This window comes from Rhodoferax sp. TS-BS-61-7 (assembly GCF_002943465.1).
Lineage (GTDB): Bacteria > Pseudomonadota > Gammaproteobacteria > Burkholderiales > Burkholderiaceae_C > Allorhodoferax.
This window is the reverse complement of record NZ_PTQY01000003.1, coordinates 370,075-394,394: the sequence shown is the minus strand read 5'-3', so window position 1 is coordinate 394,394 and position 24,320 is coordinate 370,075. Positions and strand designations below refer to the sequence as shown.

The following is a 24,320-nucleotide window of genomic DNA, read 5'->3' as shown; positions in this document are numbered from 1 at the left end:
TATATAGCTGCTTGCGCAATATCTGCGTTGGCTAGAGGCTGATTTAACATGGAATCCATGAAAACCTTCCCTATCCGCCTCACCCCCGGCCAAGACCTGCGCGCGGCACTAGAGGCCGCGGTCCAAAGCCAAAACTGCCGCGCCGCCTTTGTGTTGTCCGGCATCGGCAGCCTGTCCACGGCGGGTATCCGTCTCGCGGGTGCAGAGCAGCCCACGCGACTGACGGAGAGCATGGAAATCCTTACGCTGTCGGGCACGGTGGCGGTGGAGTGTGACAAGACCGCCTCCCACATGCACATGGCCATTTCCACCGCCACGGGGCAGGTACTGGGTGGGCATGTGGCCACGGGCTGCATTGTGCTCACCACGGCCGAGGTGCTGCTGGCCCTGCTGCCCGACTGGCAATTCACCCGCGAACCGGACGCACATACCGGGTATGACGAGCTGGTGATTCGGTCGCGAAGCTGAATCGCTCCATTTTTGATAGCTGCTTGCGCAGATCCTGCCGAGGCTAGAGGTTAATCTCATCCATAACTTGCCTTCACTTGGCAATTCATTTACATTCAATATTCGTGAATCGCGAATATTGAATGTAAATGCAGCTCAAACCCCAAGACTTCCTGGTTGCGCTCAAGCTCGTGGCTTGGGGTGAGCAGCGCTGGACGTATGCGCGGCTGGCGCAGGAGTTGGGCATTAGCGTGTCGGAGGCGCATGCCTGCATCAAGCGGGGGTTGCAGGCGGGGCTGTTGGTCGATGCCGCTTTGCTGATTCCGCCGCCGGAGGCCGCAGCAGGCGTACAAGAGGCTGCTGCGGTTTATCGCGTTCAGGCAAGGCCCCGTCGGGCCAAAGCGGCTTCTGATGACAGCGCGGGCAGCGCGGATAACCCGGCCCGGGTACATAGCCGCAACTTGGCCGAGTTCGCCGTGCACGGGGCCAAGTATGCGTTTCCCGCCGACAGGTTGCCCGTTTCTGTGGGCGTGCCCACCAGCCACAGCGCGCCGGCGTTTTCAGGGGTGTTTGCCCCGGGTTCTGACGATTGGGTGTGGCCACACCCCAATGGTTCGGTACGTGGGCAGGGACTGGAGCCTTTGCATCCCAGCGTGCCTTTTGCAGCGACACAAGATGCCAAGCTCTACGAAATGCTGGCCTTGTTTGATGCATTGCGCGTAGGCCGTGCCCGCGAGCGGGGCATGGCGCTCAAGCGGCTGCCGCTGTTGATTTATCCCAACGGGCCCAAGCCCGCAGAGAGGCCCATGTATGGCTAACCCAAACATTGAGTTGCTCACATCCATTGCAAATGCGATGGGCGCGTTGCGTGAAAAGGTGGTGTTTGTTGGTGGCTGCGCAACTGGGCTGCTGATAACCCAGCCCATCGTTGCGGATGCACGGGCCACCGAGGATGTGGACGCCATCGTGGAAGTGGCCTCACTGGTGGGGTACCACGCACTTGCCCGGCAACTGATGGCCTTGGGCTTCAAGCAAACCATGGCCGACAACACGCCGCCATTCCGGTGGTACTGGAACGGCATGCAACTGGACTTGGTGCCACTGGACGAGAAGGTGCTTGGTTTTGCCAACCGCTGGTACAAGCCCGGGTTTGAAGCGGCGACCACCGCGACCTTGCCGTCCGGCTTGCAACTGCGGCATCTCTCTGCGCCGTACTTTATGGCCACCAAGCTGGAAGCCTTTAAAGACCGGGGTAACAATGACGTCTACTTGAGCCATGATCTGGAGGACGTTGTCTCCGTGGTCGATGGCCGCGATGAATTGACGGACGAGTTGAAATCCGCACCAGCCGATGTGCGGAGTTTTGTAGCATCTACCTTTCGCGAGCTTTTGCAGCACCCTGATTTCACCAACGTATTGCCCGGCATCGTTTCACAGAGCGCTCGTACCGGCCTTGTGCTGCAGCGCTTTACGAACATTGCCGCTGACCAAGCAGTGGACATCCCGTAAAAACGTCCCAATTAATCTCTCTCAAATAGAACCATGTCCACATTCGAAATTGAAGGCGGCGTGCCCCTGCGGGGCACCATCCGCGCCTCTGGCAACAAGAACGCCATCCTGCCCATGATCGCGGCCTGCATCCTGACCGACCAAGAAGTGGTGCTGGACAACGTGCCTGACATCATTGACGTGCGCCACATGTTGGACGTGATCGTCGAGATTGGCGGCAAGGTGGAGCGTAGCGGGGAGCGCGTGAGCATCCATGTGGCCAGCGTGCGCACGAACGAAATCGGTCAGGTGCTGTGCAACAAGGTGCGCACCTCCATCCTCTGCGTGGCGGGCCTGCTGCACCGCACCGGCAAGGCGCGCCTGCACCCGCCCGGTGGCGACGTGATCGGTCGGCGTCGGCTGGACACGCATTTTTACGGTCTGCAAAAGTTGGGCGCCAAGGTGGCGATTGACGGCACCTACGACTTTGAAGTGCCCGGCGTGCTGACAGGCGCCGAGCTGTTCTTTGACGAGCCGTCCGTCACCGGCACCGAGCACATCCTCATGGCCGCCGCCGTAAGCCGGGGCCACACGCTGATCCGCAACGCGGCCTGCGAGCCGCATGTGCAGGACCTGGCCCACCTGCTCAACGCCATGGGCGCCAAGATCACCGGCATCGGCACCAACCAGCTCAGCGTGGACGGTGTGGAGTCGCTGCGCGGCACCACCTACACTGTGTGCCACGACCACATCGAGGCCGCTTCGTATTTGGCCCTGGCCGCAGCCACGGGCGGCGAGATCACGGTGGAGGGCACCGACAAACACGCCTACGGCATGTGCCACCGCGTGTTCGAAACCCTGGGCGTGAAGATCGAGCTGCACGACAAACACATCTACCTGCCTGCTAACCAGAGCCTGCGCGTCACGCGCGAGTTCGACGGCGCCATGCCGGTGATTGGCGATGGCCCCTGGCCCCAGTTCGCCACCGACCAGATGAGCTGCATGATCACGCTGGCCACGCAGGTGGAGGGCAATGTGCTGTTCTTCGAGAAGATGTTCGAGTCGCGCCTGTACTTTGTGGACAAGCTGATCGCCATGGGCGCTGCCGCCGTGGTGTGTGACCCGCACCGCGTGGTCATCAGCGGGCGCAGCAAGCTGCGTGGCACCACACTGCCTTCACCCGATATTCGCGCGGGCATGGCGCTGCTGGGCGCGGCCCTGTGCGCCAGCGGCAAGTCCACGCTGCAAAATGCCAACATGATCCAACGCGGCTACGAAAAGCTGGACGAAAAACTGCTGGCGCTGGGTGCACGCATCACCCAGAAGGCCTGAGGGTTGCTATACAAAACGTAGCTGCTTGCGCAATATCCACCTGGGCTAGCGCCCTGTTTGATGCCTAAACCATGAAAACCTTCTACAACCACCTCCACGCCCAGCACCAGGGCAAGGTCGAAATGTTCCGCGGCGCGCTGGTGCCGTGCTTTGAAGTGCCGGCGCGCGCCGACCATGTGTTGGCCGAGCTGAAGCGCCGCCAGTTGGGTACGGTGTTGAACCCACAGGCGTTTGACGACAGCGCGCTCACCGCCATCCACAGCCCGCGCTACCTGAACTTCCTGGCCACGGCTTGGGACCAGTGGGTGGCGCTGGATCCGGCCAACGCCGACAAGGACATCCTGCCCTCGGTCTGGCCCACGCGTACTTTCCGCACGGACATCGAGCCCGACAATTTTGCGGCCAAGGTGGGGCTTTATTCGTACGACGCGGGTTCGCCGTTCACCAGTGGTACCTGGGTGGCAGCGCGTGCTGGCGCCCACTGTGCACTGAGTGCGGCGCAAGCCCTGCTGGACGGTGACCGCGCCGCATTTGCGCTGAGCCGCCCGCCGGGCCACCACGCGGGTGCGGATTTCTTTGGCGGTTACTGCTTCCTGAACAACGCCGCCATCGCTGCGCAGCATCTGCGCAATGCGGGGATGAAGAAGGTCGCGGTGCTGGACGTGGACTACCACCACGGCAACGGCACACAGGCCATCTTTTACGACCGATCTGACGTGTTCTTCGCCAGCCTCCACGGCGACCCGCGCACCGAGTACCCGTTCTACCTGGGCCATGCCGACGAAACCGGGCAGGGCGCGGGGCTGGGTACCAACCTGAACCTGCCGCTACCGCGTGGCACCAACTACGCCACCTGGGCGCAGGCGCTGGATGCGGCGCTGGCGGCTATCGAGACGTTTGGCGCCGAGGCGCTGGTGGTGTCGCTGGGCATGGACACGTTTGAAGGTGACCCGATCTCGGGCTTCACCTTGAAGAGTGACGACTACCTGCGTGTGGGTGAACGCCTGGCGCGCGCCGGTCTGCCCACGGCCTTCATTTTTGAGGGCGGTTATGCGGTGGAAGAGGTGGGCATCAACGCGGTGAATGTGCTGCAGGCTTTTACAAGCGCTTAACAAAATCCTGCGTGCCGGGCCTGCCCGGTGCGGATAAGCTCCCGTCCCATGATCCGAATTTCATGCTTGCCAGCGATCTTGTGTGCTGGGCCCCGCCGCTGGCTGTTGGCCAGCCTGCTGGGCACCCTGATGGCTTGCGCCGGTGTGCCCGCGCTGGCCAATGCTGACGATGGCTACACGGCGCGCCTGGTGACCGAGTTCGCCCCCTGGGTGGGCAGCCCGCAAGACACCGAGAGGTTGGTGCAGAGCCTGCAAAGCGGCCAGGCGCTGGACCCGAGTGGGGCGGCCAGCGGGGTGCCCGCCACCGGGGCGCTGGGTTATGGCGAAACGCGGCTGGCGCTCAAGCTGGCGCAAGCCACCCTGGCGCAAGAGGGCGTGACCCAGCCCAGCGGCGCGCAAATCCAGGCCGCTTTGCATGGCGGTACTTTGGACACGGCCAACGGTCCCAAGGCGCTGCCCGGCGTGCTGCCACAGCGCGCCCAGGGCGTGAGCTGGGGGGCGATGGCGCAAAGCGCGGGCATGTCGGTGGAAGACCTGATACCGCCCAAATCGGCCGCTCCCAAGAGGGCCGCCGTCCGCAAATCGGCCAAGGCCAAGAAGAAGGTTGCTGGCAAACAGGCTGTCAAAACGGGCGCGAAGACGGCGACCAAGAAGGCCGCCACACCGCGCAAAACCGTCACCAAAAAAACTACCAAATAGTGCTAATCCGCGCCGGGCGTTAAAACGCGCCGCTGCGCCGGGTGCGCAGCAGTGCTACCAAACCGATAGCGGCTACCGAAATCAGGACGAGGGGAAAGCCGGTATTGGGTGACCAATCAATGAGCGCCCCGGACAAGGCCGACGCCACCAGCCCGCCCAGCGTGTAGTTCAGTACCAGCACCGCGGTGCTGTTGACCAGCGTGATGCCCTGTTCACGCGCACCGATGTCCGTCATGCTGAGTGTGTACAGGCTGCTGCCCGCCGCACCCAGCACAAACACGATGGGCCAGGCCAGCCACTGCAGCTGTGCCACCAGCGGCAGCCCGCAGGCGGCCAGCAGTGCGATGGCCACACACACCACCATCAGCGTGCGTCGCCCGCGGACTTTGTCGGTAAAACGGTCCGCCACTATGCCCACCGGAATGGCAATCAGTGTGCTGCCCAGGCCGCTGACCGAAATCAGCAGCGCTGCGGCCACTGCGCCCAAGCCGATAGCCAGGCCATACAGCGGCAGGATGGAGGCCAGGCCCAGCTCAAAAAAGCCGCCAATAAATCCAGCCAACATGATGATGGGATGGCTGCGTACCGCCTGCCACAGGCCTGCCAGTCCGACGCGCGCGTGGGCTGATTCGGCATGGGGCGGCACCACGGGAATCAGCGCGGTCCATGCCAGACCGATGCAGAGTAGTGCAATGACCAGCCCCAGCGCCGCGTGGCCGCCGGACCCCACCCAGGCCAGCAAGGTGGGGCCGATGATGAAGGTGGCACCCACCATGGTGGCGTAGATGCCGATGTAACGACCCAGCCGGTCTGAAGGGGCAAACTCGGCAATAAACGCTTCGGCCAGCACCCAGCGCAACCCGCCTGCCACACCGGCCAGCAGCTCCAGCGCAAACCATAGCCACAACACGTCGGTGGTCAAAAAGCCAATGGCCGCCAGCAGCGGCGCGGCCGACGCAAACCACATGGTGGTGCGCTGGCCCCAGCGTTTGGTGAGTGCAGAGGCAAACGGGGTGACGATAAAAATGCCCAGCCAGGTGGTGGCCGCAAACAGCCCAGCCACGGTGGTGGACACCTCGCGCTCCTTCAGTAGCACCAGCATCAGCGGCGAGAGCATAAACACACCCGACAGCTGGAACAGCGTGGAGCCAAACACGCTGAGCAGGCCCATGGGGGAGCCGGCGGATGTGCGGCGTACGGTAGCGCCGCTCATAGGCCGCGTGCCTGCAGAATGGCCCGCGCCACTTCGGCAAAGCCTGCGCCACGTTCTGCCGTGGCAACGTAGCGTGGCAGGTGGGTGAGCTGCGGGGCAAAGTGCGCAATGTTGGCCACACCCACGCTGTGGGTGAAGTGTTCAAACATGGCCTGGTCGTTGCCCGAGTCACCCACAAACACCCAGCGGTCCAGTTCCGCGCCCAAGTCGCGCCCCAGCAGCTCCTGCGCGATCCAGCAAGCGCCCTGCCATTTGTTGAAGTCGCCAAAACAGCCGTGGATGTGGATGCTGCTCACGGTGGTTTGCATGCCCGCGCGTTGCAGCACGGCCAGCACCTGCTGCACCGTGTCGGTCGAGTGGCGGGCGAATTCGGCGTAGTCAAACGCCAGGTCGGTTTCGCGTCCGGCGCTGTCGCGGCTCAGCTGCACGCCGGGCACCTCGGCCACCACCTGTGCAGCAATCGCCTGCATGCGGGCCTGGTTGGTGGCGCGCGTGGTTGCATCCTGTTGGTACAGTTTTGATAGCGGCTCGCGCAGATTCAACGGGGGCTGCAGGCCATTTTTATGCACAAAAGCCACTGCCCCGTTTTCTGCCACCATCGCATTCACGGGCCAAGCCGGGCCCTGTGTGCCAGCCATAAAGGGTTCGCACCAGCCTATGGGGCGCCCGGTGATGGGGATGACGGTGAGGCCCGCAGCCTTGAGGTCGGCCAGCGCCTGCAGTGCGTCGGGCGTGAGGGTGCCTTCGGTGGTCAGGGTGTCGTCAATGTCGGTGAACACGCCCACTATGTTGCGGCGGGCGGCTTCGGGCCAGTGGGTCAGGGCTTGCATGCGGTGGTTCGGTATGCTGCGGCTGTTGCGCGCAAAGGCGCCATTGTCCGGGAGTTGGTTATGCAGCGTTGGGTCGTCATGGGGTTGTCATTGTGGCTGCTGGCTTGGGGCGCTGCCGCGCAGACGCGGGGCGACCAAGCCTTTACCTGCCAGCGTGCCGCCAGCAAGATTGATGGGCTCATCGAAGACTGGCACGCCATGGTGCTGGAGTACCAGGCTGAGGCGAAAAACCCGTCGGTGCTGCAGATGTGGGCCGAGCACCGCAAGGGTCGGCTCAAAACCAACTTCCAAAAACACTGCAATCGCCAGTGGGAAAACCACCAAGCCATTTTTGTCTGCTTCAGCGGCTCGGTCACCGAGTTGGGCCTGGCGCTGTGCCGCCAGGTAGATACCAACCCCAACGACTGGCAGTACAAGCCTTAGCCGGGGATTGGCCGGCCAAGGCGTTGTTGCCCGTCAGCTCGCGCTTTGCAGCGCCAAGCCTGCGTGTTCGCGCAGCGGGTGGAAGTGGATCTTGGGAAAGCGCTCCTGCGCCAGGCGCACGTCGTAGGGGCTGGTGCACAGGTAGGCCAGGGTGTCGGCTGCGTCCTTGGCCATGCGCTGGGGGTAGGCATAGACAAACTCGCGCAGCTCGGCCGGTGTGTCGGCCGTGATCCAGCGCGCGCCGGTGTATTGGCTGCCTTCCAGGCGGATGTCGGCGTCGTACTCGGCCTTGAGGCGGTGCTGCACCACTTCAAACTGCAGCTGACCGACAGCGCCCAACAGCATGTTGCCGCCCATCTCGGGGCGGAACACCTGGATGGCGCCTTCTTCACCCAGCTGGGCCAGGCCTTGTTGCAACTGCTTGGTGCGCAGCGGGTTTTTCAGCACCACGGTCATGAACATTTCGGGCGCGAAGAAGGGCAGGCCGGTGTACATCAGGTTCACGCTGCCATCGGTAATCGTGTCGCCCAGCTGCACGCCGCCGTGGGTGGTAAAGCCCACGATGTCGCCCGCGTAGGCCTCTTCCACCGCCTCGCGGCGCTGGCTCATGAAGGTCACCACGCTGGTGGGACGCAACTCTTTGCTGGTGCGCATCACCTTGAGCTTCATGCCCGGTGTGTACTTGCCGCTGGCCATGCGCACAAAGGCGATGCGGTCGCGGTGGTTGGCGTCCATATTGGCTTGCACCTTGAACACCACGCCGCTAAAGGCTTCGTCTTCAGGTTGCACCTCTTTCACCACGGGCTGGCGGTTCACCAGTGTGGTGCTGGTGCGGCTCTGCGGGCTGGGTGCCAGGTCCACCAGGGCGTCCAGCACTTCCATCACACCAAAGTTGTTCACGCCGGAGCCAAAGAACACGGGGGTTTGTTTGCCAGCCAAGAAGGCCTCCAGGTCCCAGGCTGGGGAGGCACCGGTGGCCAGCTCCATGCTTTCCATGGCCGTGGTCCACTCGTGGCCAAAACGTTGGGCCAGCGAATCGGCGTCGTTCAGGGGCACGGCGTCAAAGTCTTGCGGGCGGCGCTCGCTGCCGCTTTCAAACACCGTCATGGCCTGGGTGCGCAAATTAATGATGCCGCCAAACAGCTTGCCCTGACCCACAGGCCAGGTCATGGGCACGCAGGGCATGCCCAGTTCACGTTCAATCTCGTCCAGGATGTCCAGCGGCTCGCGTACTTCGCGGTCCATCTTGTTGACGAAAGTGATGATGGGCGTATCGCGCTGGCGGCAGACTTCAATCAGGCGGCGGGTTTGTGCTTCCACGCCGTTGGCCGCGTCAATCACCATCAGCGCCGAGTCCACCGCGGTCAACACGCGGTAGGTGTCTTCCGAGAAGTCTTTGTGGCCTGGCGTGTCCAGCAGGTTCACCACATGGTCGCGGTAGGCCATTTGCATGACGGACGAGGCGACCGAGATGCCCCGCTGCTTTTCAATCTCCATCCAGTCGGAGGTGGCATGGCGGCTGGCCTTGCGTGCCTTCACCGAACCGGCGATCTGGATCGCACCCGAGAACAGCAGCAGTTTTTCGGTCAGCGTGGTTTTACCGGCGTCCGGGTGGGAAATGATGGCGAACGTGCGGCGACGGCGCGTCTCGGCGAGAAAGGTCATGAAGGGGGAGGGCTGCAAGCAGCGGCTGAGGCAAAGGGGTGGATTTTAGGGCCGATGCGCCAAGGTGGGGATCTGGCAAGATCCGCAGGCACCGCCCGTGGCCCTGGGAAGCCTGAGGGGGTGTTCACTAACCGAGGAGACGGGACATGCGCAGATCACTGGGGTGCACGCTGCTGCAATCGCTGTTGTGGGGGCTTGCCGCCCTTGGCGCCGCGGGCGGCCTTGCCGTGGCCTGGCTGGCCTGCATGCGGGCACAGCTCCCGTACAGCGAAACGGGCAGCTATCTGGACGGCGATGTGGTGTTGCATGAACAGGCCGTTGCCGGGTACGCCCTGGTGGCGCTGGGCCTCCTGGGCGCATCCTGCGGGGCCGCGTGGTTGGCACACCGCTTGCGCCGCAAACGTGCTGCAGGGCGCTGCTTTTGAACGGGCCACGTAGGCATCTACACTCCCGCCATGCAAAAAAGCGGTGGCACAACGAATATCAAGCAACTGGCGCAGGCCTTGGGCCTGTCCACCTCCACGGTCAGCCGCGCCTTGAATGGCTACACCGATGTGAACGAGCAGACCCGTCAGCGCGTGCAGGACATGGCCACCGCGCTGGGCTATCGGCCCGATGCCGGTGCACGCCGCCTGGTGCGCGGCAACACCGATGCGGTCGGCATCGTGTACTCAGCCGCGGTGGAAAACCTGGGCAACCCGCAGTTTCTGGACATGGCTGATGGCCTGGGCGAACGCCTGGAGCGCGATCACCTGGATCTGCTGCTGGCTGTCGCCAAGAACGAAACCGAGCTGGAAATCTACGAGCGCCTGTTCCGTGGTGGGCGGGTGGACGCGGTCATCGTGCCCAACACACGTGTGCAGGACCCGCGCATCGACTACCTGCGAGACAAGGGCTACCCCTTTGTTGGCTACGGCCGCACCGCCGAATGTGCAGACTACTCCTGGCTGGACTTTGACAACGACATGGGCAGCCGCCTGGCGGTGGAGCATTTGCTGGCGCTGGGGCACACGCGCATTGCCTATGTGCATGCGCCGCTGGCGCTGAACTTTGCCTTCCAGCGCCACCGGGGTTTTATGACTGCGCTGGGCGCGGCGGGTGTGGCTTGCCCAGCGGATTACTGTATTGGTGGGGTGAATGACCGGCGCAGCGGCCTGCAAGCCGTGGCCAAGGTGCTGGCCCTCTCGCCGCGGCCGACCGCGGTGCTAGTGGACAACAACCTGGGGGGCGTGGGCCTGATCCGGGGGCTCATCGACGCCGGCATTCGCGTGGGGCAAGACATTTCGGTGGTGGTGCATGGCGACATTCCGCAGGACACCCTGCTCACCGGGCTGGACGTGACCACCGTGACCCAGCCCACCCCGCAGACCACGGGTATGGCCCTAGCCGAGATGGTGATGCAGGTGCTGCGCGCGCCGCAAGATGGGCCCTACCAGCGGCTGCGCTTGCCCGCCTTGCAGCTGGGCAGCAGCACGGGTTTTGTGCCCGTTGCCTGAAAATTTCTTGGCGCTTTGTCCCAGCGGGGTACTGCGGCAATCCGCAAAGCGCTAAAATCGCCCACTTCCGAGGAGCGTTGCAGCTTGCCCGGTGCCCGTCGCGGCACAGCAAGTGAGGCTCGGAAAACACGGTGCGCCCTGCACTGTGCCCCCCAACGGCGCTCACCCACTGGTTTGTGTGCGGTGAGTTTGGCTTCTCAAATCCCCGCCCGCCAGTGCTTATTCACATGAACTTTTGGAGTGAACCATGAGCGCTGCTAAATCCGTCAAGGCTGCCAAGCCCGTTGCCAAACCTGCTGTCACCAAGGCTGTGACCAAATCGGCGGCACCTGCCGCTGCGGCGAAGGCCGAAGACTTCAAGATCGCCGATATCAGCCTGGCTGCCTGGGGCCGCAAAGAGCTGACCATTGCCGAGACCGAAATGCCCGGCCTAATGGCCATCCGCGAAGAATTCGCCAAGGCCCAGCCCCTGAAGGGCGCGCGTATCACCGGCTCGCTGCACATGACCATCCAGACCGGTGTGCTGATTGAAACGCTGAAGTCCCTGGGCGCCGATGTGCGTTGGGCTTCGTGCAACATCTTCTCCACACAAGACCACGCCGCCGCCGCGATTGCCGCCACCGGCACGCCAGTGTTCGCCGTCAAGGGTGAGACGCTGGAAGACTACTGGGATTACACCCACCGCATTTTTGAATTCAACGGCAAGAAGGGCACCGCGGCTGAAGGCCCCAACATGATCCTGGACGACGGTGGTGATGCCACCTTGCTGATGCACCTGGGCGCCCGCGCCGAGAAGGACATCAAGGTGCTGGCCAAACCCGGCAGCCACGAAGAAATTTGCCTGTTCAACAGCATCAAGGCCAAGCTGAAAGTGGACCCCACCTGGTACAGCCGCCGCCTGAAGAACATCATGGGCGTGACCGAAGAAACCACCACCGGCGTGATGCGCCTGGAAGAAATGTCCGCCAAGGGTACGCTGGCCCTGCGCGCCATCAACGTGAACGACTCGGTGACCAAGAGCAAGTTCGACAACCTGTACGGCTGCCGCGAATCCCTGGTGGACGGCATCAAGCGCGCTACCGACGTGATGATCGCCGGCAAGGTGGCTGTGGTGGCCGGTTACGGCGACGTGGGCAAGGGCTCTGCCCAGGCCCTGCGCGCCCTGAGCGCCCAAGTGTGGGTGACCGAGATCGACCCCATCAACGCCTTGCAGGCCGCGATGGAAGGCTACAAGGTCGTGACCATGGAATACGCCGCCGACAAGGCCGACATCTTCGTGACCACCACCGGCAACAAGAACGTCATCACCTACAAGCACATGGAGGCCATGAAGGACCAGGCCATCGTGTCCAACATCGGTCACTTTGACAACGAAATCGACGTCGCTTCGCTGGAAAAGCTGAAGTGGGAAGAGATCAAGCCCCAGGTGGACCACGTGATCTTCCCGGCCAAGGGCAAGAAGCCCGCCAAGCGCATCATCCTGTTGGCCAAGGGCCGCCTGGTGAACCTGGGTTGCGGCACTGGTCACCCCAGCTTTGTGATGTCCTCCAGCTTTGCGAACCAGACGATCGCCCAAATCGAACTGTTCACCAAGCCCAAGGAATACAAGGTTGGCAAGGTCTATGTGTTGCCCAAGCACCTGGACGAAAAAGTGGCCCGTCTGCACCTGAAAAAGGTCGGTGCCATGCTGACCGAGCTGACCGACGAGCAAGCTTCGTACATCGGCGTCTCCAAAGCCGGCCCGTACAAAAAAGACACTTACCGCTACTAAGCCAAGGACTCCATGCGTATAGACCAACTGCTGGTACAGCGCGGGCTGGCCAGCACCCGCTCGCAGGCCCAACGCCTGATCGCCGATGGCGTGCAATGGCAAAAAATGGAAGTGGGCGGGCAGGTCTGGAAACGCGTGGTCAAAAATGGCGACGACGTGCCTGAGGACGCTGCCATCGAGCTGCTGGACGACTCCGAGGCACGTTATGTGTCGCGGGGTGGCCTGAAGCTGGAGGCAGCCCTCAAACACGTGGGCCTATCAGTGGAAGGCCTGCGTTGCCTGGACGTGGGGCAGAGCACCGGTGGTTTCACCGACTGCCTGCTGCAAGCCGGCGCCGCTGCGGTGGTGGGGGTGGATGTGGGCAGCGCCCAGTTGCACCCCAGCCTGCGCGAGGACGCCCGGGTCTTGTGTGTGGAAAGTGTCAATGCGCGCACGCTGTCTGCTGCAGATTTGATAGCTGCCTACGCAGACAGTACGGGGGCTGAAGGCCAATTTGATGTAGAAGAAGACGGAGAAACCTTCGAGGGTTTTGACGGCTCCGACGATAGCCGCGAGGAGGCCGAGCTGGCCACCTTGCCACCAGAATTCGCGCCACCGTTTGACCTGCTGGTGGCCGACCTGTCCTTCATCTCGCAAACCTTGGTGCTGCCCGCGGCCGTGCCTTTGTTGCGCGAGGGTGGCACCCTGCTGACCCTGGTGAAGCCGCAGTTTGAACTGCAGCCTGGCCAGGTGGGTAAGGGTGGCATTGTCAAAGACCCGGCCATGTACGCCATCGTCGAGCAGCGCCTGCGCGAGGCCTGTGCCGAATTGGACCTGACGGTCACCGCGTGGTTCGACTCGCCCATCGAAGGCGGCGACGGCAACCGCGAATTTTTCATTTGCGCCCGCAAGGCGGGCTGAACACATCCCCGCCCGCGGGGCGGGTGAGACGGAGAAGCTGATGTTGACCAACGACCGAATTCCCCTGAGCCTGGAATTCTTCCCTCCCAAAACACCCGAAGGCGCGGAAAAGCTGCGTGGCGTGCGCCAGCAGCTCTACACGCTCCAACCCGAGTTCTGCTCGGTCACCTTTGGTGCGGGTGGATCTACGCAAGAGGGCACCTTCAATGCGGTGCGTGAGATCCTGGCCGAAGGCGTGAGCGCGGCCTCGCACTTCTCGTGCATCGGCGCTACCAAAGACACCGTGCGTGCCCAGCTGGCTACGCTCAAGGCCATGGGCGTGAAGCGCCTGGTCGCCCTGCGCGGCGACCTGCCCAGCGGTTACGGTGCGGGTGGCGAGTTCCACTATGCCAGTGACCTGGTGGCCTTTATCCGGGCCGAGACGGGCGATGACTTCCACATCGAAGTGGCCGCCTACCCCGAGGTGCATCCCCAGGCCAAGTCGCCAGCCCATGACTTGCAGGCCTTTGCCGCCAAGGTCAAGGCTGGGGCCAACTCGGCCATCACGCAGTATTTCTACAACTCTGACGCCTACTTCCGCTTTGTGGAAGAGGTGGATGCGCTGGGGTTGGAGGTGCCGGTGGTGCCCGGCATCATGCCGATCACCAGCTCCACGCAGCTGATGCGTTTCTCGGACGCCTCCGGTGCCGAGATCCCGCGCTGGATTCGCCTGCGCCTGCAAAGTTATGGCGACGATGTGGCGTCCATCAAGGCCTTTGGGCTGGAAGTGGTGACGGACTTGTGTGAACAACTGCGTGCTGGTGGCGCTCCGGCTCTGCACTTCTACACCATGAATCAGAGCGCTGCCACCTTGGCGCTGTGCAAGAACCTGGGCTTGTCCGCCTAGCTTTTTGACACGCCGCTGAGGTGTATTGCCGGGCGGCTCATACTGCCGGGCGCGCAGAAATCGCCGCCCGACAACACGCCCCATCGGCGGATGGGGTGCGGTTTGTTGACCAACTTAACCCGCGGAATCCAGCGTAAACGCTGCGTTGCTGTCCTGTCCCAGCAATTCCACCATCTGGGGCAAGGCATCCTTGAGTTGCGCCTTCAGTGTGTGGGGCGGGTTGATCAGGAACATGCCGCTGGCTGGCAGACCTGGGCGTACCACTTCACCCTGTGCATCTTGCGTCAGCTTGCTGGACTTGACCGTCAGCGTGGCGTGCAGCCAAGACTTGCCGGCCTTGTTGGCCATGGTCTTCAGGCGTTTGGGCAGGTCGTGTGCTTCGGGCCGCGGAATGATCGGGTACCAGACTGCGTAAGTGCCGGTGGCAAAACGCAGCAGCGCGTCGGCCACCATGTCGAGCACACGGCCATAGTCGTTTTTAACCTCGTAGCTGGGGTCGCACAACACCAGCGCACGGCGTGAGGGCGGTGGCAGAAACTTCTTCAGCCCTTCAAAACCATCTTCGCGCAGGATGGCTACCTGGCGGCCCGCTTCCAGCTGGGCTACGTTGGCGGTCAGGGTTTTGGTGTCGGTGGGGTGCAGCTCGTAGAGTTTGAGCTTGTCACGCTCGCGCAGCAGACTCTGGATGATGAAGGGGGAGCCGGGGTAGACGCTCCAGTGGTCGGTGTTGTTGAAGCCCGCGACCATGTCCACATAGTCTTGCAACACGGGGGCAAACGGTTGTTTGGGCTTGGTGGCGACCAGTTTCAAAAAGCCTTCGGCGGCTTCTTCGCTGGTTTTGGCGTAATCACCGTCCAGGCGGTACAGACCCGCACCTGCATGTGTGTCGAACACATTCAAGGCGGTGTCTTTCTGCGTCATATGGCGCAGCACTGCCAGCAGGACGGTGTGTTTAAGGACGTCGGCATGGTTGCCGGCGTGAAAGGCGTGGCGGTAACTGAACATCCCCTATGATACCCACGCAGGGCACCCACGCTACAGGCGTATTCGTTGGACACAGGGGCCCGCAAGTTCCGCAAGGCTTCGTGCCGCGATCTCTACACAGTTACAGAATGCGTGAAAGTACATCCCCGCCCAATACGTCTGCCGTGCCTCCTTTGGGGCATGTAGACGCGTTGCCGTCTGGTGCCATGCTGGGCGAATTTGAAGTTCAGTCACTGTTGGGCGTAGGCGGATTTGGCATGGTGTACCGAGGGTATGACCACACCCTGCACCGGCCTGTGGCTATCAAAGAGTACATGCCATCGGCGCTGGTTGGGCGTGATGCCAGCCTGGCGCTCACGGCCCGCTCTACTGCCGACAACCAGCCCTTTCAGAGCGGCCTGCAGTCTTTTATCGACGAGGCGCGCTTGCTGGCGCGTTTTGAGCACCCCTCGCTGGTCAAGGTATACCGTTTCTGGGAGGCCAACAACACCGCCTACATGGCCATGCCTCTCTACGAGGGCGTCACGCTCAAGGAGGCTAGGCGCCGAATGAGTGGCCCGCCGCCTGAGGCTTGGCTGCGCCAGGTGCTGTGGTCGGTGCTGGAAGCGCTGCGGGTTCTGCATGACAACGCGATGCTGCACCGTGATGTGTCTCCCGACAATATTTTCTTGCAGGATGTGGGGCCACCGGTGTTGCTGGACCTGGGCGCGGCCCGGCGTGCCATTCTTGACAGTAGCCACAAACACACAGCCATTCTGAAGGTCAATTACGCCCCGATCGAGCAATATGCCGATGCGCCCGACCTGCGGGAGGGACCCTGGACCGATTTGTACGCCCTGGCCGCGGTGGTGCATGGCTGTGTCTGCAATGAGTCACCCTTGCCGGCTACCTTTCGGGTGGTGCGCGACCGCATGCCACCCTTTGCCCAAGTCGCGCAGACCGCACAAACGCACTTTGGTCAAGCCTATGCGCCCGAATTTGTGCGTGCTGTTGCCCATGCGCTGGCTATAGAGCCCGACCACCGCCCGCAAAGTGTGGACGCGTTTGCCGAGGAAATGCAGCTGTTGTCGCCCTCGGACATGGCACGCTTTGATTGGCGCGAGGCCCTGGGCACGGGCGTGACGCTGGAAACTGACGTGCCGCCAGTCGTCACGCACACCACGGCCTTGTTGACCACCCAACCAGCCCCGCAGCCGCGCACCCAGTCTCTGGGGGCCAAGCGCAGCCGCGGGGAAGGGCGCGATAGCAAGGCCACCCGTGCATCGCCTCGCAAACGCGCTTCCGCCGAACGCAAAAACCGGCCTTCGGCCTCCGCCCGCTGGGTGGGCTGGGGGGTGTTTGTTGTCGTTGTAGTTTTGCTGCTGGTTAGCGCTTACATGGCCTTGCGCAAGCCCTCGGCCACCTTGGAGCAGGCGCCGCCCGCCTTGGCGACCCGTGCGCCGGTCCTGGTGGAGGACGCCGCGCTGGTCGCAGCCAGTGCCCCGGTAGTCAGTCCGGCGCTGGCGGCCCCGGCCGTCCCTAAGCCGGTGATCCCGAAAGTGCCTCCCTCTGCGCTGGAAAAGCCTGTGCCGGCCGTGCCGATCAGGCCTTCCCGCGCAGAGGCAAAACCCGCCGCAGGGCCCGTGTCGACCCCTGTTGCCCCCGTGGCTCCGGTTGAGCTTTGCGTGAATGCCAGTGTGTGGACTCGCAGCATGTGCGTCTACCAGGAGTGCCAAAAGGCAGAGTACGCGCAGCTGCCTGTGTGCATTGCTGACCGCAAGCGCTGGGAGAGCCAAAACAACAAGGCGCAGAGCCCCTGACACAGGAAATTTGGATTTCCCAGCACTTTTTGTATAATCGAGGGCTTCGCAGCGCTTTAGTGGTTCCGCGGCGAAGTTGCCAAAAGCGCCTAGCGCCCCGGCAAACCCCACCTAAGAGATTCCCATCAGAGGAACGCCGACCGTGGAAAAGAGCCCTGCAAACCCCTTCTTTTAAAGAGAAATCTCATGTCTACTTTCAGCGCAAAACCCGCTGAGGTCGTGCACGAGTGGTTTGTGATTGACGCGACCGACAAGGTCCTCGGACGAGTAGCCAGCGAAGTTGCTCTCCGTTTGCGCGGCAAACACAAGGCCATTTACACGCCTCACGTCGATACCGGTGACTTCATCGTCATCATCAACGCATCCCAATTGCGTGTCTCTGGTGCCAAGCCCATTGACAAGGTGTACTACAGCCACTCCGGCTACCCCGGTGGCATCTCTGCCATCAACTTCCGCGACATGCAAGCCAAGTTCCCTGGCCGCGCTTTGGAAAAAGCCGTCAAGGGCATGTTGCCCAAGGGTCCTCTGGGTTACGCCATGATCAAGAAGCTCAAGGTCTACGGCGGTGCTGAACACCCCCACACAGCCCAGCAGCCCAAGGTTCTGGACATTCCCGGTATTTCTCCCGCAGCAGTGAAACGTGAGGCCGCCAAATGATCGGTGAATGGAACAATGGCACCGGCCGTCGCAAATCCAGCGTCGCCCGCGTGTTTCTGAAAAAAGGCTCCGGCCAAATCGTGGTGAACGGCAAGGCTATCGAAAACTTTTTCGGTCGTGCAACTTCCATCATGATTTGCAAGCAGCCTCTGCTGTTGACGAACCACGCTGAAACGTTTGACATCATGGTCAACGTTGCAGGCGGCGGCGAGTCCGGCCAGGCTGGTGCAACTCGCCACGGCATTACCCGCGCTTTGATCGACTACGACGCTACCCTCAAGCCCGTCTTGAGCCAGGCTGGCTTCGTGACACGTGATGCACGTGAAGTCGAACGTAAGAAGGTCGGCTTCCACGGCGCTCGCCGTCGCAAGCAGTTCTCCAAGCGTTAATCGCCAGCAACGAATCGTTGCAATTGCAAAAGCCGCCAGGGTGCAAATCCTGGCGGCTTTTGTTTTGCGGGCTGCTAGACTTCGCCCTCCATGAGATTCCGCCTACTCCGTCGCCGCCTCACCATCAGTGCGCCCCGCATGGCCGTGCGCAGCGCTTTGCCCTGGCCGTTTCGCTGGGCGGTACTGGCCATCGTGCTGGGGTTTTGCGCGGCCATCGGTTTGTGGGCGTTTGAGTTTGGCAAAGACATTGCAGGCTTGGAAAAGGGCTCTAAAGAAGAATTGATGCAGTTGCGGACCGAAGTCACCGCACTGCGGGGTGAGTTGGCGGCCGTCAAGGCAGAGCGCGATGAGGCGCAGTCGGTGGCCAATACGGCCGATACCCTGGTAACTGCCGAAAAAGCTTCGCATGAAAAACTACTGGCGCAGGTCAAGCAGCTGGAAGCGGACAACCGTCTGCTGCGCGACGATTTAGGGTTCTTTGAGAAACTGATTCCTGCGGGGGCCGTGGAAGGTCTAGCGATTCGCGGTTTACAAGCAGAATTGATTGCCCCGTCAACGCTAAAATGGCAAACGCTGGTGATGCAGCCGGGTCGCAACACGCAAGAGTTCAATGGTCGTTTGGAAATAACTTTTGTGGGCACGGTGAATGGCAAACCCTGGACCGCAACCTTGCCCGATGGCGCCATGCCCATCAAGGTCAAGCAGTACGGACGCATGGAGGGCGAGTTGGCGCTTCCTCCTCAGGTGCTTGTCAAAAGTGTCTCGGCACGGGTTCTTGAGGGTTCGGTCGTTCGCGCGACCCAGACCATCAAGCTGTAGTGTTTACAGAGGTTCACCATGTTCAATAAGAAGAAACAGCCCCCGATCAAAAGCCTGATTGCAGAAGGTACCCAGATAGAAGGTAATGTGGCCTTCTCGGAGGGCCTGCGTGTGGATGGCGCCATCATTGGCAATGTGCTGGCCAGCGATGGAGGTGCCAGCATTCTTGTCATCTCCGATTCCGCCAGTATTACGGGCGAAATCACCGCGGACCACATCATTGTTAATGGCACCGTGAAGGGCCCCATCCATGCCCGCCACATGCTGGAGCTGCAACCCAAAGCCCGCATTGAAGGCGACGTGGAGTACGCGGCCCTGGAGATGCACCAAGGTGCCCTGATCGCTGGCCAGTTGCGCCCGATGCTGGACAATGAAGAAAAACCCACACTGAAACTAGCGGCAAATAACCAGTAAAAGAATTCCCGAGCGGATTCCTGTACTATTTGCCCCATCTTGATTGAGACCGGAGTCCGCCATGAGCGCCGTTGCAGAAAACATCCAAACCGAAATGCCCGCCCCCATCCTGTTCACTGACAGCGCAGCTGCCAAGGTGGCAGACCTGATTGCGGAAGAAGGTAACCCCGACCTGAAGCTGCGCGTGTTTGTGCAGGGTGGCGGTTGCTCCGGTTTTCAGTATGGTTTCACCTTTGATGAAATCACCAATGAAGACGACACCACCATGACCAAAAATGGGGTCTCTCTGTTGATTGACGCCATGAGTTACCAGTACCTGATGGGTGCAGAGATCGATTACAAAGAAGACCTGCAGGGTGCGCAGTTTGTGATCAAGAACCCCAATGCCACGTCGACCTGTGGTTGCGGTTCCTCGTTTTCGACCTGAGTGTTGCAGCCCTGCTTAGGCAGGGTAGATTGCACCGAGTATGCGGGCGCCTTGGGCGCCCGTTACTTTTGGCAGGCTCGCGGTCTGGCGCAGGCAGGTTTGCCGCGCCAGCCAGGCAAAGGCCGTAGCCTCCACCTGCAAGGGCGGCAGGCCCCTGGCTTGTGACGACAGTACTTGGCAGCCCGGCAGATGGTGTGTCAGGCGCTGCATCAAATGGGTGTTCAGGGCGCCGCCGCCACAGACCACCAGTGTGCGGCAAGCCGGTGCGGTGGTGTGCAGGGCCTGTGCGCAAGATTGGGCGGTCAGCTCCGTCAGAGTGGCTTGCACATCCTGGGCCCGCAAATTTTCAAAAACACGCAGATGGTGGGCTAACCAATCGGCGTTGAACAAGTCCCGTCCCGTGCTCTTGGGCGGCGGTTTGGCAAAGAAGGGTTCAGAAAGCAGGGTGGCCAGCAAGCCCGGGTCGACCTTGCCACTGGCGGCCCAGTGTCCGGCGTCGTCAAATGCCTGGCCAGTGTGGGTGTGGCACCAGCCGTCCATCAGCGCGTTGCCTGGCCCGCAGTCAAAACCCAGAACTGGAGTGTCGGATGCCGGGTCCAACACGGTGATATTGGAAATGCCGCCAATGTTCAACACCGCCTGTGTTGCGTCGGGGCGCCCAAAAAAAGCCTGGTGAAAAGGCGGCACCAGCGGAGCACCCTGGCCACCTGCGGCGACATCCCGGCTGCGGAAGTCGGCCACCACGTCAATGCCGCACAACTCGGCAAGCAAGGCCGGCTGGTTGAGTTGAAGGGTGTAGCCGGTGCCGTCGAACTCCTGGGGGCGGTGGCGCACGGTTTGTCCGTGGGCACCGATGGCGCGTACCGCATGGGCGGGGGTGAGCGTGTGTGCCAGCAAGGCCTGCACCACACCGGAGTAACTTCGTACCAAGGCGTTGCCGGCCAAGGCGGAACGGTGCAGCTCGTTGGGGCCGTCACGGTTCAGCGCCAACAGTTCTGCGCGCAAATCTGGGGGGAATGGGGCGTTGCTGTGGTGCACCACACGCATCTGTCCGTTGGCAAAGTCGGCCAGCACGCCGTCCACGCCGTCCAGCGACGTGCCGGACATCAGTCCGATGTACAGCTCAGACACTGGGTGGTTTTACTCTGCGCTGGCCAGGCTGACCTGGGCTGCGGCAGTGAGCTGGGCACGGACTTCGGCCGCTGCCCGGTCGAAAAGGGGCTTGGCGGATGCGGTGACGGGGACCGACTCGCTTTGGCGGGCAATGGTCAGTGGGTCGTGGTGCACGCCGTTGACGCGGAATTCAAAATGCAGATGTGGCCCGGTGGCCCAGCCTGTGGAGCCCACCGCGCCAATGTTCTGGCCCTGGTTGACGCTCTGGCCTTTTTTGACCCCAATGCGGCTCAGGTGGGCGTACACGGTGGTCTGGTTGTTGCGGTGTTTGACCATCACAACATTGCCAAAGCCGTTTTGCACGCCCGCAAAATCCACCACGCCATCGGCCACCGTGCGGACCGGCGTGCCGGTAGCGGCGGCGTAGTCCACGCCCAGGTGGGCGCGCCATTTTTGCAGGATGGGGTGAAATCGCATCTTGAAGCCGCTGCTCACGCGCGAAAACTCCATCGGTGAGGCCAGGAATGCACGGCGCAGGCTGTCCCCTTCCAGCGTGTAATAACCGCCCTTGGGAGCGGCGCCAGAGGCTGTGGGTTCGCGGAACCACATGGCTTGGTGGGCCTTGCCAGCATTGACAAACTCGGCACTCAGCACGCGGCCGGAACGCAAAGGTTCGCCGTCGCCTTCCAGGGTTTCGTAGACCACCGAGAAGCGGTCGCCTTTGCGCAGTGCGCGGTGGAAGTCGATGTCACCCGAGAAGATTTCGGCCAGTTGCACGCCAATGGCATCGGGCAGGCGGGCGTCGTCGGTGGCGGCAAACAAAGAAGTCTGGATGGTGCCGCCGCCCAAGCGGGTGGAGGCCACCAGGGGCAGGGTTTCCAGCTGGGCTGTGAAGCCTATGCCATTTTTACGGATGCTCAGGCGCTTGAAGGTGCCGTCGTCCAGCGGGCTCCAGCGGGCGGTCAGGCCCAGCAGCGACTGCTGGCTGTCTACTTCTGCCGTGACATTGCGGCCGGCACGGCCCAGCAGCACCTGCTGCACCTGGCTATTCGAACGCAGAAACGCCGCCGCGGCCGCATCAAACACCCCCAGGCGCTTGAGCAGGCTATCCGCAGTGTCGGTAGAGCGCGTGACCTCGGACCGGTACAGCGGAATGGCAGGAAATGCGGTCAGCGTCACGTTGGATTCGCTGGTTTGCAGAGGGATGGATTCGACCACGGTGCGCACAGGCAGGTCGGCCGCATCGGGCGCCAGGTTGGCGACCGCAAAAGTGGCGCCGGTACCGCCCACCAACAGGGCTGCCACGACGGCTGTAATGCGTTTGGGGTGGCGTTCTGTCAGGTCGCGTGCGAAGACAAGACAGGTCTCAACGGCTTGGATCAATCCGTGTTTCAAAATCTGGGACTCCGGTGGATGGGGCGGCACGACTAAAATCCAGCCGCTGGCAACGAACACGTTGCAGGAGAGAGCCCGCAGTATAGCGGTCGCATACCCCCCGGCAACAAGAAAAAACCCTTATGAATCAAGCCTTAAGCCCCCAATTAGTTGTAAGCGATCGTGTCCGCGAAGCCCTGGCCGTGACCCTGCGTGGCGTGGAAGAACTGCTGCCGCAAGACGAGTGGGTGAAAAAGCTCGCCAAGTCGGAGGCCACCGGCACCCCCTTGCGTATCAAGCTGGGGCTGGATCCCACCGCGCCTGACATCCACATCGGCCATACCGTGGTGCTGAACAAGATGCGGCAATTGCAAGATCTGGGCCACACGGTCATTTTCTTGATTGGCGACTTCACCAGCATGATTGGCGACCCGTCCGGCCGCAACAGCACGCGCCCGCCGCTGACCGCCGAGCAGATCAAGGCGAATGCCGAAACCTACCGCGCCCAGGCTGACAAGATCCTGGACCCCACCAAAACCGAGCTGCGCTACAACAGCGAATGGAGCGACCCGCTGGGTGCGCGCGGCTTGATCCAGCTGGCCAGCCGCTACACCGTGGCGCGCATGATGGAGCGCAACGATTTCCACGACCGCTTCAAGGCCGGTACCCCGATTGCGGTGCATGAGTTTTTGTACCCGCTGATGCAGGGCTATGACTCGGTGGCGCTCAAGAGTGACCTGGAGCTGGGCGGTACCGACCAGAAGTTCAACCTGCTGATGGGCCGCACGCTGCAGGCCGAATACGGCCAGGAGCCGCAATGTATCTTGACCATGCCGCTGCTGGAGGGCCTGGATGGCGTCGAGAAGATGTCCAAGAGCAAGAACAACTACATCGGCATCAGCGAGGACGCCAACACCATGTTCGCCAAGGTGTTGAGCATTTCCGACGTGCTGATGTGGAAGTGGTACACGCTGTTGAGCTTCAAGAGCGAGGCCGAGATTGCCGCGCTGAAGGCGGAGGTGGACGGTGGGCGCAACCCCAAGGACGCCAAAGTGGCGCTGGCCAAGGAAATCACGGCGCGCTTCCACAGTGCGGCGGCGGCGGATGCTGCCGAGCAGGACTTCATCAACCGTAGCAAGGGTGGTGTGCCCGACCTGATCGACGAGATCAGCCTGCCCCTGGGCGAGGGCGGTGCGGCGATTGGTATTGGCGCACTGCTCAAGTCCGCCGGCTTGGCGGCTTCCAGCGGCGAAGGCAACCGCCTGATTGACGGCGGCGGCGTGCGCATTGACAGCAATGTGGTGAGCGACAAGGGCTTGAAGCTTGGCGCGGGCACCTACGTGCTGCAAGTGGGCAAGCGCAAGTTTGCCCGCGTGACACTCGCCTAAATCGCGCGATGCTGGCACTGGTGCAACGGGTGCGGCGCGCCCAGGTGACGGTGGGCGGTGCCCTGGTCGGCAAGATTGACCAGGGCCTCTTGGTGCTGGTGTGTGCCGAACAGGGTGATACCGAGCTGCAGGGCGACAAGCTTTTGGCCAAGCTGCTGAAGCTACGCATCTTCAGCGATGCGGAAGGCAAGATGAACCGCAGTGTGCAGGACCTGGACGGTGCGGGACTGCTTGGTGGCCTGCTCATCGTGAGCCAGTTCACCTTGGCGGCCGACACCTCAGGCGGCAACCGGCCCAGTTTCAAGGGGGCTGCTGCACCCGAGGACGGGCGGCGACTCTACGACTACTTTGTCGCTCAGTCGCGTTTGGCGCACCCCATCGTGCAGACCGGCATTTTTGCGGCGGACATGCAGGTTGAGTTGGTCAATGATGGGCCGGTCACCATTCCGATGCGGGTGGTGCCTGTTATCTGATTGCTATTGATTTAGTAGCTGCTTGCGCAGTATTCGCGTGGGCTAGGAGCTGAAAAGACTGCAATTCTTTGGTATTTGCACGCGAGGGGATGGGGTCTGCGTTTTGCTTCGTGTCCCCCGCCCGCTGCGCGGGCTCCTCCTTTACCTACGCAAAACGCAGACCCCATCCCCTCGCTGGGCGCGTCGGAAAACCAAGAGCATGTTGGCGTAACAAGGTCCCA

The 24,320-nt window shown here is 62.2% G+C and carries 26 protein-coding genes and 1 riboswitch; of the genes, 20 read left to right on the top strand and 6 right to left on the bottom strand.

Annotated elements, in window-relative coordinates; genetic code table 11:
• The first annotated feature begins 57 nt into the window (after positions 1 to 57).
• From C5F53_RS10650 to C5F53_RS10625, 6 genes are all read left to right on the top strand, one after another.
• Positions 58 to 468: a PPC domain-containing DNA-binding protein gene (locus C5F53_RS10650; RefSeq protein WP_105261523.1), complete on the top strand. Its 411-nt coding sequence runs from the start codon at positions 58 to 60 to the stop codon at positions 466 to 468.
• A gap of 128 nt (positions 469 to 596) precedes the next feature.
• Positions 597 to 1,265, top strand: a complete 669-nt coding sequence (locus C5F53_RS10645) for a hypothetical protein (protein WP_105261346.1) — start codon at positions 597 to 599, stop codon at positions 1,263 to 1,265.
• Complete coding sequence (locus tag C5F53_RS10640) at positions 1,258 to 1,956, top strand: hypothetical protein (RefSeq protein ID WP_146097339.1); 699 nt, start codon at positions 1,258 to 1,260, stop codon at positions 1,954 to 1,956. The genes C5F53_RS10645 and C5F53_RS10640 overlap by 8 nt, the downstream gene beginning before the upstream one ends.
• A gap of 33 nt (positions 1,957 to 1,989) precedes the next feature.
• Entirely contained in the window at positions 1,990 to 3,267 is a 1,278-nt protein-coding gene (murA, locus tag C5F53_RS10635; protein WP_105261344.1) for a UDP-N-acetylglucosamine 1-carboxyvinyltransferase, read from the top strand.
• Positions 3,268 to 3,338: 71 nt separating this feature from the next.
• Positions 3,339 to 4,379, top strand: coding sequence for a histone deacetylase family protein (locus C5F53_RS10630; protein WP_105261343.1), 1,041 nt, complete (start codon positions 3,339 to 3,341; stop codon positions 4,377 to 4,379).
• 48 nt (positions 4,380 to 4,427) lie between these two features.
• On the top strand, positions 4,428 to 5,078 hold the full coding sequence (locus tag C5F53_RS10625) for a hypothetical protein (protein WP_146097338.1): 651 nt from the start codon (positions 4,428 to 4,430) through the stop codon (positions 5,076 to 5,078).
• A gap of 19 nt (positions 5,079 to 5,097) precedes the next feature.
• Here the strand turns inward: C5F53_RS10625 and C5F53_RS10620 are convergent, their stop codons facing one another.
• Both C5F53_RS10620 and C5F53_RS10615 read right to left on the bottom strand, forming a co-directional pair.
• Positions 5,098 to 6,291: an MFS transporter gene (locus tag C5F53_RS10620; RefSeq protein ID WP_105261341.1), complete on the bottom strand. Its 1,194-nt coding sequence runs from the start codon at positions 6,289 to 6,291 to the stop codon at positions 5,098 to 5,100.
• Positions 6,288 to 7,121 carry an HAD family hydrolase gene (locus C5F53_RS10615; protein ID WP_105261340.1) on the bottom strand — a complete coding sequence of 278 codons (834 nt, stop codon included), beginning with the start codon at positions 7,119 to 7,121 and terminating at the stop codon, positions 6,288 to 6,290. Before C5F53_RS10615 ends, C5F53_RS10620 begins: the two co-directional genes overlap by 4 nt.
• A gap of 60 nt (positions 7,122 to 7,181) precedes the next feature.
• On the opposite strand from C5F53_RS10615, the gene C5F53_RS10610 reads away from it, so the two are divergent.
• Positions 7,182 to 7,544: a hypothetical protein gene (locus tag C5F53_RS10610; RefSeq protein WP_105261339.1), complete on the top strand. Its 363-nt coding sequence runs from the start codon at positions 7,182 to 7,184 to the stop codon at positions 7,542 to 7,544.
• Between the two features lie 33 nt (positions 7,545 to 7,577).
• Here the strand turns inward: C5F53_RS10610 and C5F53_RS10605 are convergent, their stop codons facing one another.
• On the bottom strand, positions 7,578 to 9,209 hold the full coding sequence (locus C5F53_RS10605; protein WP_105261338.1) for a peptide chain release factor 3: 1,632 nt from the start codon (positions 9,207 to 9,209) through the stop codon (positions 7,578 to 7,580).
• A gap of 146 nt (positions 9,210 to 9,355) precedes the next feature.
• Between C5F53_RS10605 and C5F53_RS10600 the strand changes: the two genes are divergently transcribed.
• From C5F53_RS10600 to metF, 5 genes are all read left to right on the top strand, one after another.
• Positions 9,356 to 9,634 (top strand): hypothetical protein, encoded by a 279-nt coding sequence (locus C5F53_RS10600; RefSeq protein ID WP_105261337.1) that lies wholly within the window; start codon positions 9,356 to 9,358, stop codon positions 9,632 to 9,634.
• A gap of 30 nt (positions 9,635 to 9,664) precedes the next feature.
• Positions 9,665 to 10,705 (top strand): substrate-binding domain-containing protein, encoded by a 1,041-nt coding sequence (locus C5F53_RS10595; RefSeq protein WP_105261336.1) that lies wholly within the window; start codon positions 9,665 to 9,667, stop codon positions 10,703 to 10,705.
• Positions 10,706 to 10,768: 63 nt separating this feature from the next.
• Positions 10,769 to 10,876, top strand: a riboswitch (S-adenosyl-L-homocysteine riboswitch).
• 76 nt (positions 10,877 to 10,952) lie between these two features.
• On the top strand, positions 10,953 to 12,476 hold the full coding sequence (ahcY, locus tag C5F53_RS10590) for an adenosylhomocysteinase (protein ID WP_236635336.1): 1,524 nt from the start codon (positions 10,953 to 10,955) through the stop codon (positions 12,474 to 12,476).
• A gap of 12 nt (positions 12,477 to 12,488) precedes the next feature.
• Positions 12,489 to 13,376, top strand: coding sequence for a TlyA family RNA methyltransferase (locus C5F53_RS10585; protein WP_105261335.1), 888 nt, complete (start codon positions 12,489 to 12,491; stop codon positions 13,374 to 13,376).
• Between the two features lie 40 nt (positions 13,377 to 13,416).
• The gene (gene metF, locus C5F53_RS10580; RefSeq protein WP_105261334.1) at positions 13,417 to 14,262 is read left to right on the top strand and encodes a methylenetetrahydrofolate reductase [NAD(P)H]; all 846 of its coding nucleotides are present in this window, start codon (positions 13,417 to 13,419) and stop codon (positions 14,260 to 14,262) included.
• A gap of 114 nt (positions 14,263 to 14,376) precedes the next feature.
• Here the strand turns inward: metF and C5F53_RS10575 are convergent, their stop codons facing one another.
• The gene (locus tag C5F53_RS10575) at positions 14,377 to 15,267 is read right to left on the bottom strand and encodes a 23S rRNA (adenine(2030)-N(6))-methyltransferase RlmJ (protein ID WP_105261333.1); all 891 of its coding nucleotides are present in this window, start codon (positions 15,265 to 15,267) and stop codon (positions 14,377 to 14,379) included.
• 107 nt (positions 15,268 to 15,374) lie between these two features.
• Between C5F53_RS10575 and C5F53_RS10570 the strand changes: the two genes are divergently transcribed.
• From C5F53_RS10570 to erpA, 6 genes are all read left to right on the top strand, one after another.
• Complete coding sequence (locus C5F53_RS10570; RefSeq protein ID WP_105261332.1) at positions 15,375 to 17,045, top strand: serine/threonine-protein kinase; 1,671 nt, start codon at positions 15,375 to 15,377, stop codon at positions 17,043 to 17,045.
• Between the two features lie 186 nt (positions 17,046 to 17,231).
• Positions 17,232 to 17,702 (top strand): 50S ribosomal protein L13, encoded by a 471-nt coding sequence (gene rplM, locus C5F53_RS10565; RefSeq protein WP_105261331.1) that lies wholly within the window; start codon positions 17,232 to 17,234, stop codon positions 17,700 to 17,702.
• Entirely contained in the window at positions 17,699 to 18,091 is a 393-nt protein-coding gene (gene rpsI, locus C5F53_RS10560; protein ID WP_105261330.1) for a 30S ribosomal protein S9, read from the top strand. Before rplM ends, rpsI begins: the two co-directional genes overlap by 4 nt.
• A gap of 90 nt (positions 18,092 to 18,181) precedes the next feature.
• Positions 18,182 to 18,910 (top strand): DUF6776 family protein, encoded by a 729-nt coding sequence (locus tag C5F53_RS10555; protein WP_105261329.1) that lies wholly within the window; start codon positions 18,182 to 18,184, stop codon positions 18,908 to 18,910.
• An 18-nt stretch (positions 18,911 to 18,928) separates the two neighbouring features.
• Positions 18,929 to 19,324 carry a polymer-forming cytoskeletal protein gene (locus tag C5F53_RS10550; protein WP_105261328.1) on the top strand — a complete coding sequence of 132 codons (396 nt, stop codon included), beginning with the start codon at positions 18,929 to 18,931 and terminating at the stop codon, positions 19,322 to 19,324.
• A gap of 61 nt (positions 19,325 to 19,385) precedes the next feature.
• The gene (gene erpA, locus C5F53_RS10545) at positions 19,386 to 19,751 is read left to right on the top strand and encodes an iron-sulfur cluster insertion protein ErpA (RefSeq protein ID WP_029706243.1); all 366 of its coding nucleotides are present in this window, start codon (positions 19,386 to 19,388) and stop codon (positions 19,749 to 19,751) included.
• A gap of 15 nt (positions 19,752 to 19,766) precedes the next feature.
• Here the strand turns inward: erpA and C5F53_RS10540 are convergent, their stop codons facing one another.
• The gene (locus C5F53_RS10540; protein WP_105261327.1) at positions 19,767 to 20,882 is read right to left on the bottom strand and encodes an anhydro-N-acetylmuramic acid kinase; all 1,116 of its coding nucleotides are present in this window, start codon (positions 20,880 to 20,882) and stop codon (positions 19,767 to 19,769) included.
• Between the two features lie 9 nt (positions 20,883 to 20,891).
• A complete protein-coding gene (locus tag C5F53_RS10535; RefSeq protein ID WP_105261326.1) occupies positions 20,892 to 22,259 on the bottom strand; it encodes a M23 family metallopeptidase in 1,368 nt (455 codons plus the stop codon).
• A 122-nt stretch (positions 22,260 to 22,381) separates the two neighbouring features.
• Here C5F53_RS10535 and tyrS point away from each other — a divergent pair, with 122 nt between their 5' ends.
• The gene (gene tyrS, locus C5F53_RS10530) at positions 22,382 to 23,626 is read left to right on the top strand and encodes a tyrosine--tRNA ligase (protein ID WP_105261325.1); all 1,245 of its coding nucleotides are present in this window, start codon (positions 22,382 to 22,384) and stop codon (positions 23,624 to 23,626) included.
• A gap of 8 nt (positions 23,627 to 23,634) precedes the next feature.
• The gene (gene dtd / locus C5F53_RS10525; RefSeq protein ID WP_105261324.1) at positions 23,635 to 24,099 is read left to right on the top strand and encodes a D-aminoacyl-tRNA deacylase; all 465 of its coding nucleotides are present in this window, start codon (positions 23,635 to 23,637) and stop codon (positions 24,097 to 24,099) included.
• The last annotated feature ends 221 nt before the right edge of the window (positions 24,100 to 24,320 follow it).

Excerpts from the sequence above, each read along its gene's own strand:
- C5F53_RS10650 (WP_105261523.1), top strand. The coding sequence starts at position 58 with ATGAAAACCTTCCCTATCCGCCTCACCCCCGGCCAAGACCTGCGCGCG.
- C5F53_RS10645 (WP_105261346.1), top strand. The coding sequence starts at position 597 with ATGCAGCTCAAACCCCAAGACTTCCTGGTTGCGCTCAAGCTCGTGGCT.
- C5F53_RS10640 (WP_146097339.1), top strand. The coding sequence starts at position 1,258 with ATGGCTAACCCAAACATTGAGTTGCTCACATCCATTGCAAATGCGATG.
- murA (WP_105261344.1), top strand. The coding sequence starts at position 1,990 with ATGTCCACATTCGAAATTGAAGGCGGCGTGCCCCTGCGGGGCACCATC.
- C5F53_RS10630 (WP_105261343.1), top strand. The coding sequence starts at position 3,339 with ATGAAAACCTTCTACAACCACCTCCACGCCCAGCACCAGGGCAAGGTC.
- C5F53_RS10625 (WP_146097338.1), top strand. The coding sequence starts at position 4,428 with ATGATCCGAATTTCATGCTTGCCAGCGATCTTGTGTGCTGGGCCCCGC.
- C5F53_RS10620 (WP_105261341.1), bottom strand. The coding sequence starts at position 6,291 with ATGAGCGGCGCTACCGTACGCCGCACATCCGCCGGCTCCCCCATGGGC.
- C5F53_RS10615 (WP_105261340.1), bottom strand. The coding sequence starts at position 7,121 with ATGCAAGCCCTGACCCACTGGCCCGAAGCCGCCCGCCGCAACATAGTG.
- C5F53_RS10610 (WP_105261339.1), top strand. The coding sequence starts at position 7,182 with ATGCAGCGTTGGGTCGTCATGGGGTTGTCATTGTGGCTGCTGGCTTGG.
- C5F53_RS10605 (WP_105261338.1), bottom strand. The coding sequence starts at position 9,209 with ATGACCTTTCTCGCCGAGACGCGCCGTCGCCGCACGTTCGCCATCATT.
- C5F53_RS10600 (WP_105261337.1), top strand. The coding sequence starts at position 9,356 with ATGCGCAGATCACTGGGGTGCACGCTGCTGCAATCGCTGTTGTGGGGG.
- C5F53_RS10595 (WP_105261336.1), top strand. The coding sequence starts at position 9,665 with ATGCAAAAAAGCGGTGGCACAACGAATATCAAGCAACTGGCGCAGGCC.
- ahcY (WP_236635336.1), top strand. The coding sequence starts at position 10,953 with ATGAGCGCTGCTAAATCCGTCAAGGCTGCCAAGCCCGTTGCCAAACCT.
- C5F53_RS10585 (WP_105261335.1), top strand. The coding sequence starts at position 12,489 with ATGCGTATAGACCAACTGCTGGTACAGCGCGGGCTGGCCAGCACCCGC.
- metF (WP_105261334.1), top strand. The coding sequence starts at position 13,417 with ATGTTGACCAACGACCGAATTCCCCTGAGCCTGGAATTCTTCCCTCCC.
- C5F53_RS10575 (WP_105261333.1), bottom strand. The coding sequence starts at position 15,267 with ATGTTCAGTTACCGCCACGCCTTTCACGCCGGCAACCATGCCGACGTC.
- C5F53_RS10570 (WP_105261332.1), top strand. The coding sequence starts at position 15,375 with ATGCGTGAAAGTACATCCCCGCCCAATACGTCTGCCGTGCCTCCTTTG.
- rplM (WP_105261331.1), top strand. The coding sequence starts at position 17,232 with ATGTCTACTTTCAGCGCAAAACCCGCTGAGGTCGTGCACGAGTGGTTT.
- rpsI (WP_105261330.1), top strand. The coding sequence starts at position 17,699 with ATGATCGGTGAATGGAACAATGGCACCGGCCGTCGCAAATCCAGCGTC.
- C5F53_RS10555 (WP_105261329.1), top strand. The coding sequence starts at position 18,182 with ATGAGATTCCGCCTACTCCGTCGCCGCCTCACCATCAGTGCGCCCCGC.
- C5F53_RS10550 (WP_105261328.1), top strand. The coding sequence starts at position 18,929 with ATGTTCAATAAGAAGAAACAGCCCCCGATCAAAAGCCTGATTGCAGAA.
- erpA (WP_029706243.1), top strand. The coding sequence starts at position 19,386 with ATGAGCGCCGTTGCAGAAAACATCCAAACCGAAATGCCCGCCCCCATC.
- tyrS (WP_105261325.1), top strand. The coding sequence starts at position 22,382 with ATGAATCAAGCCTTAAGCCCCCAATTAGTTGTAAGCGATCGTGTCCGC.
- dtd (WP_105261324.1), top strand. The coding sequence starts at position 23,635 with ATGCTGGCACTGGTGCAACGGGTGCGGCGCGCCCAGGTGACGGTGGGC.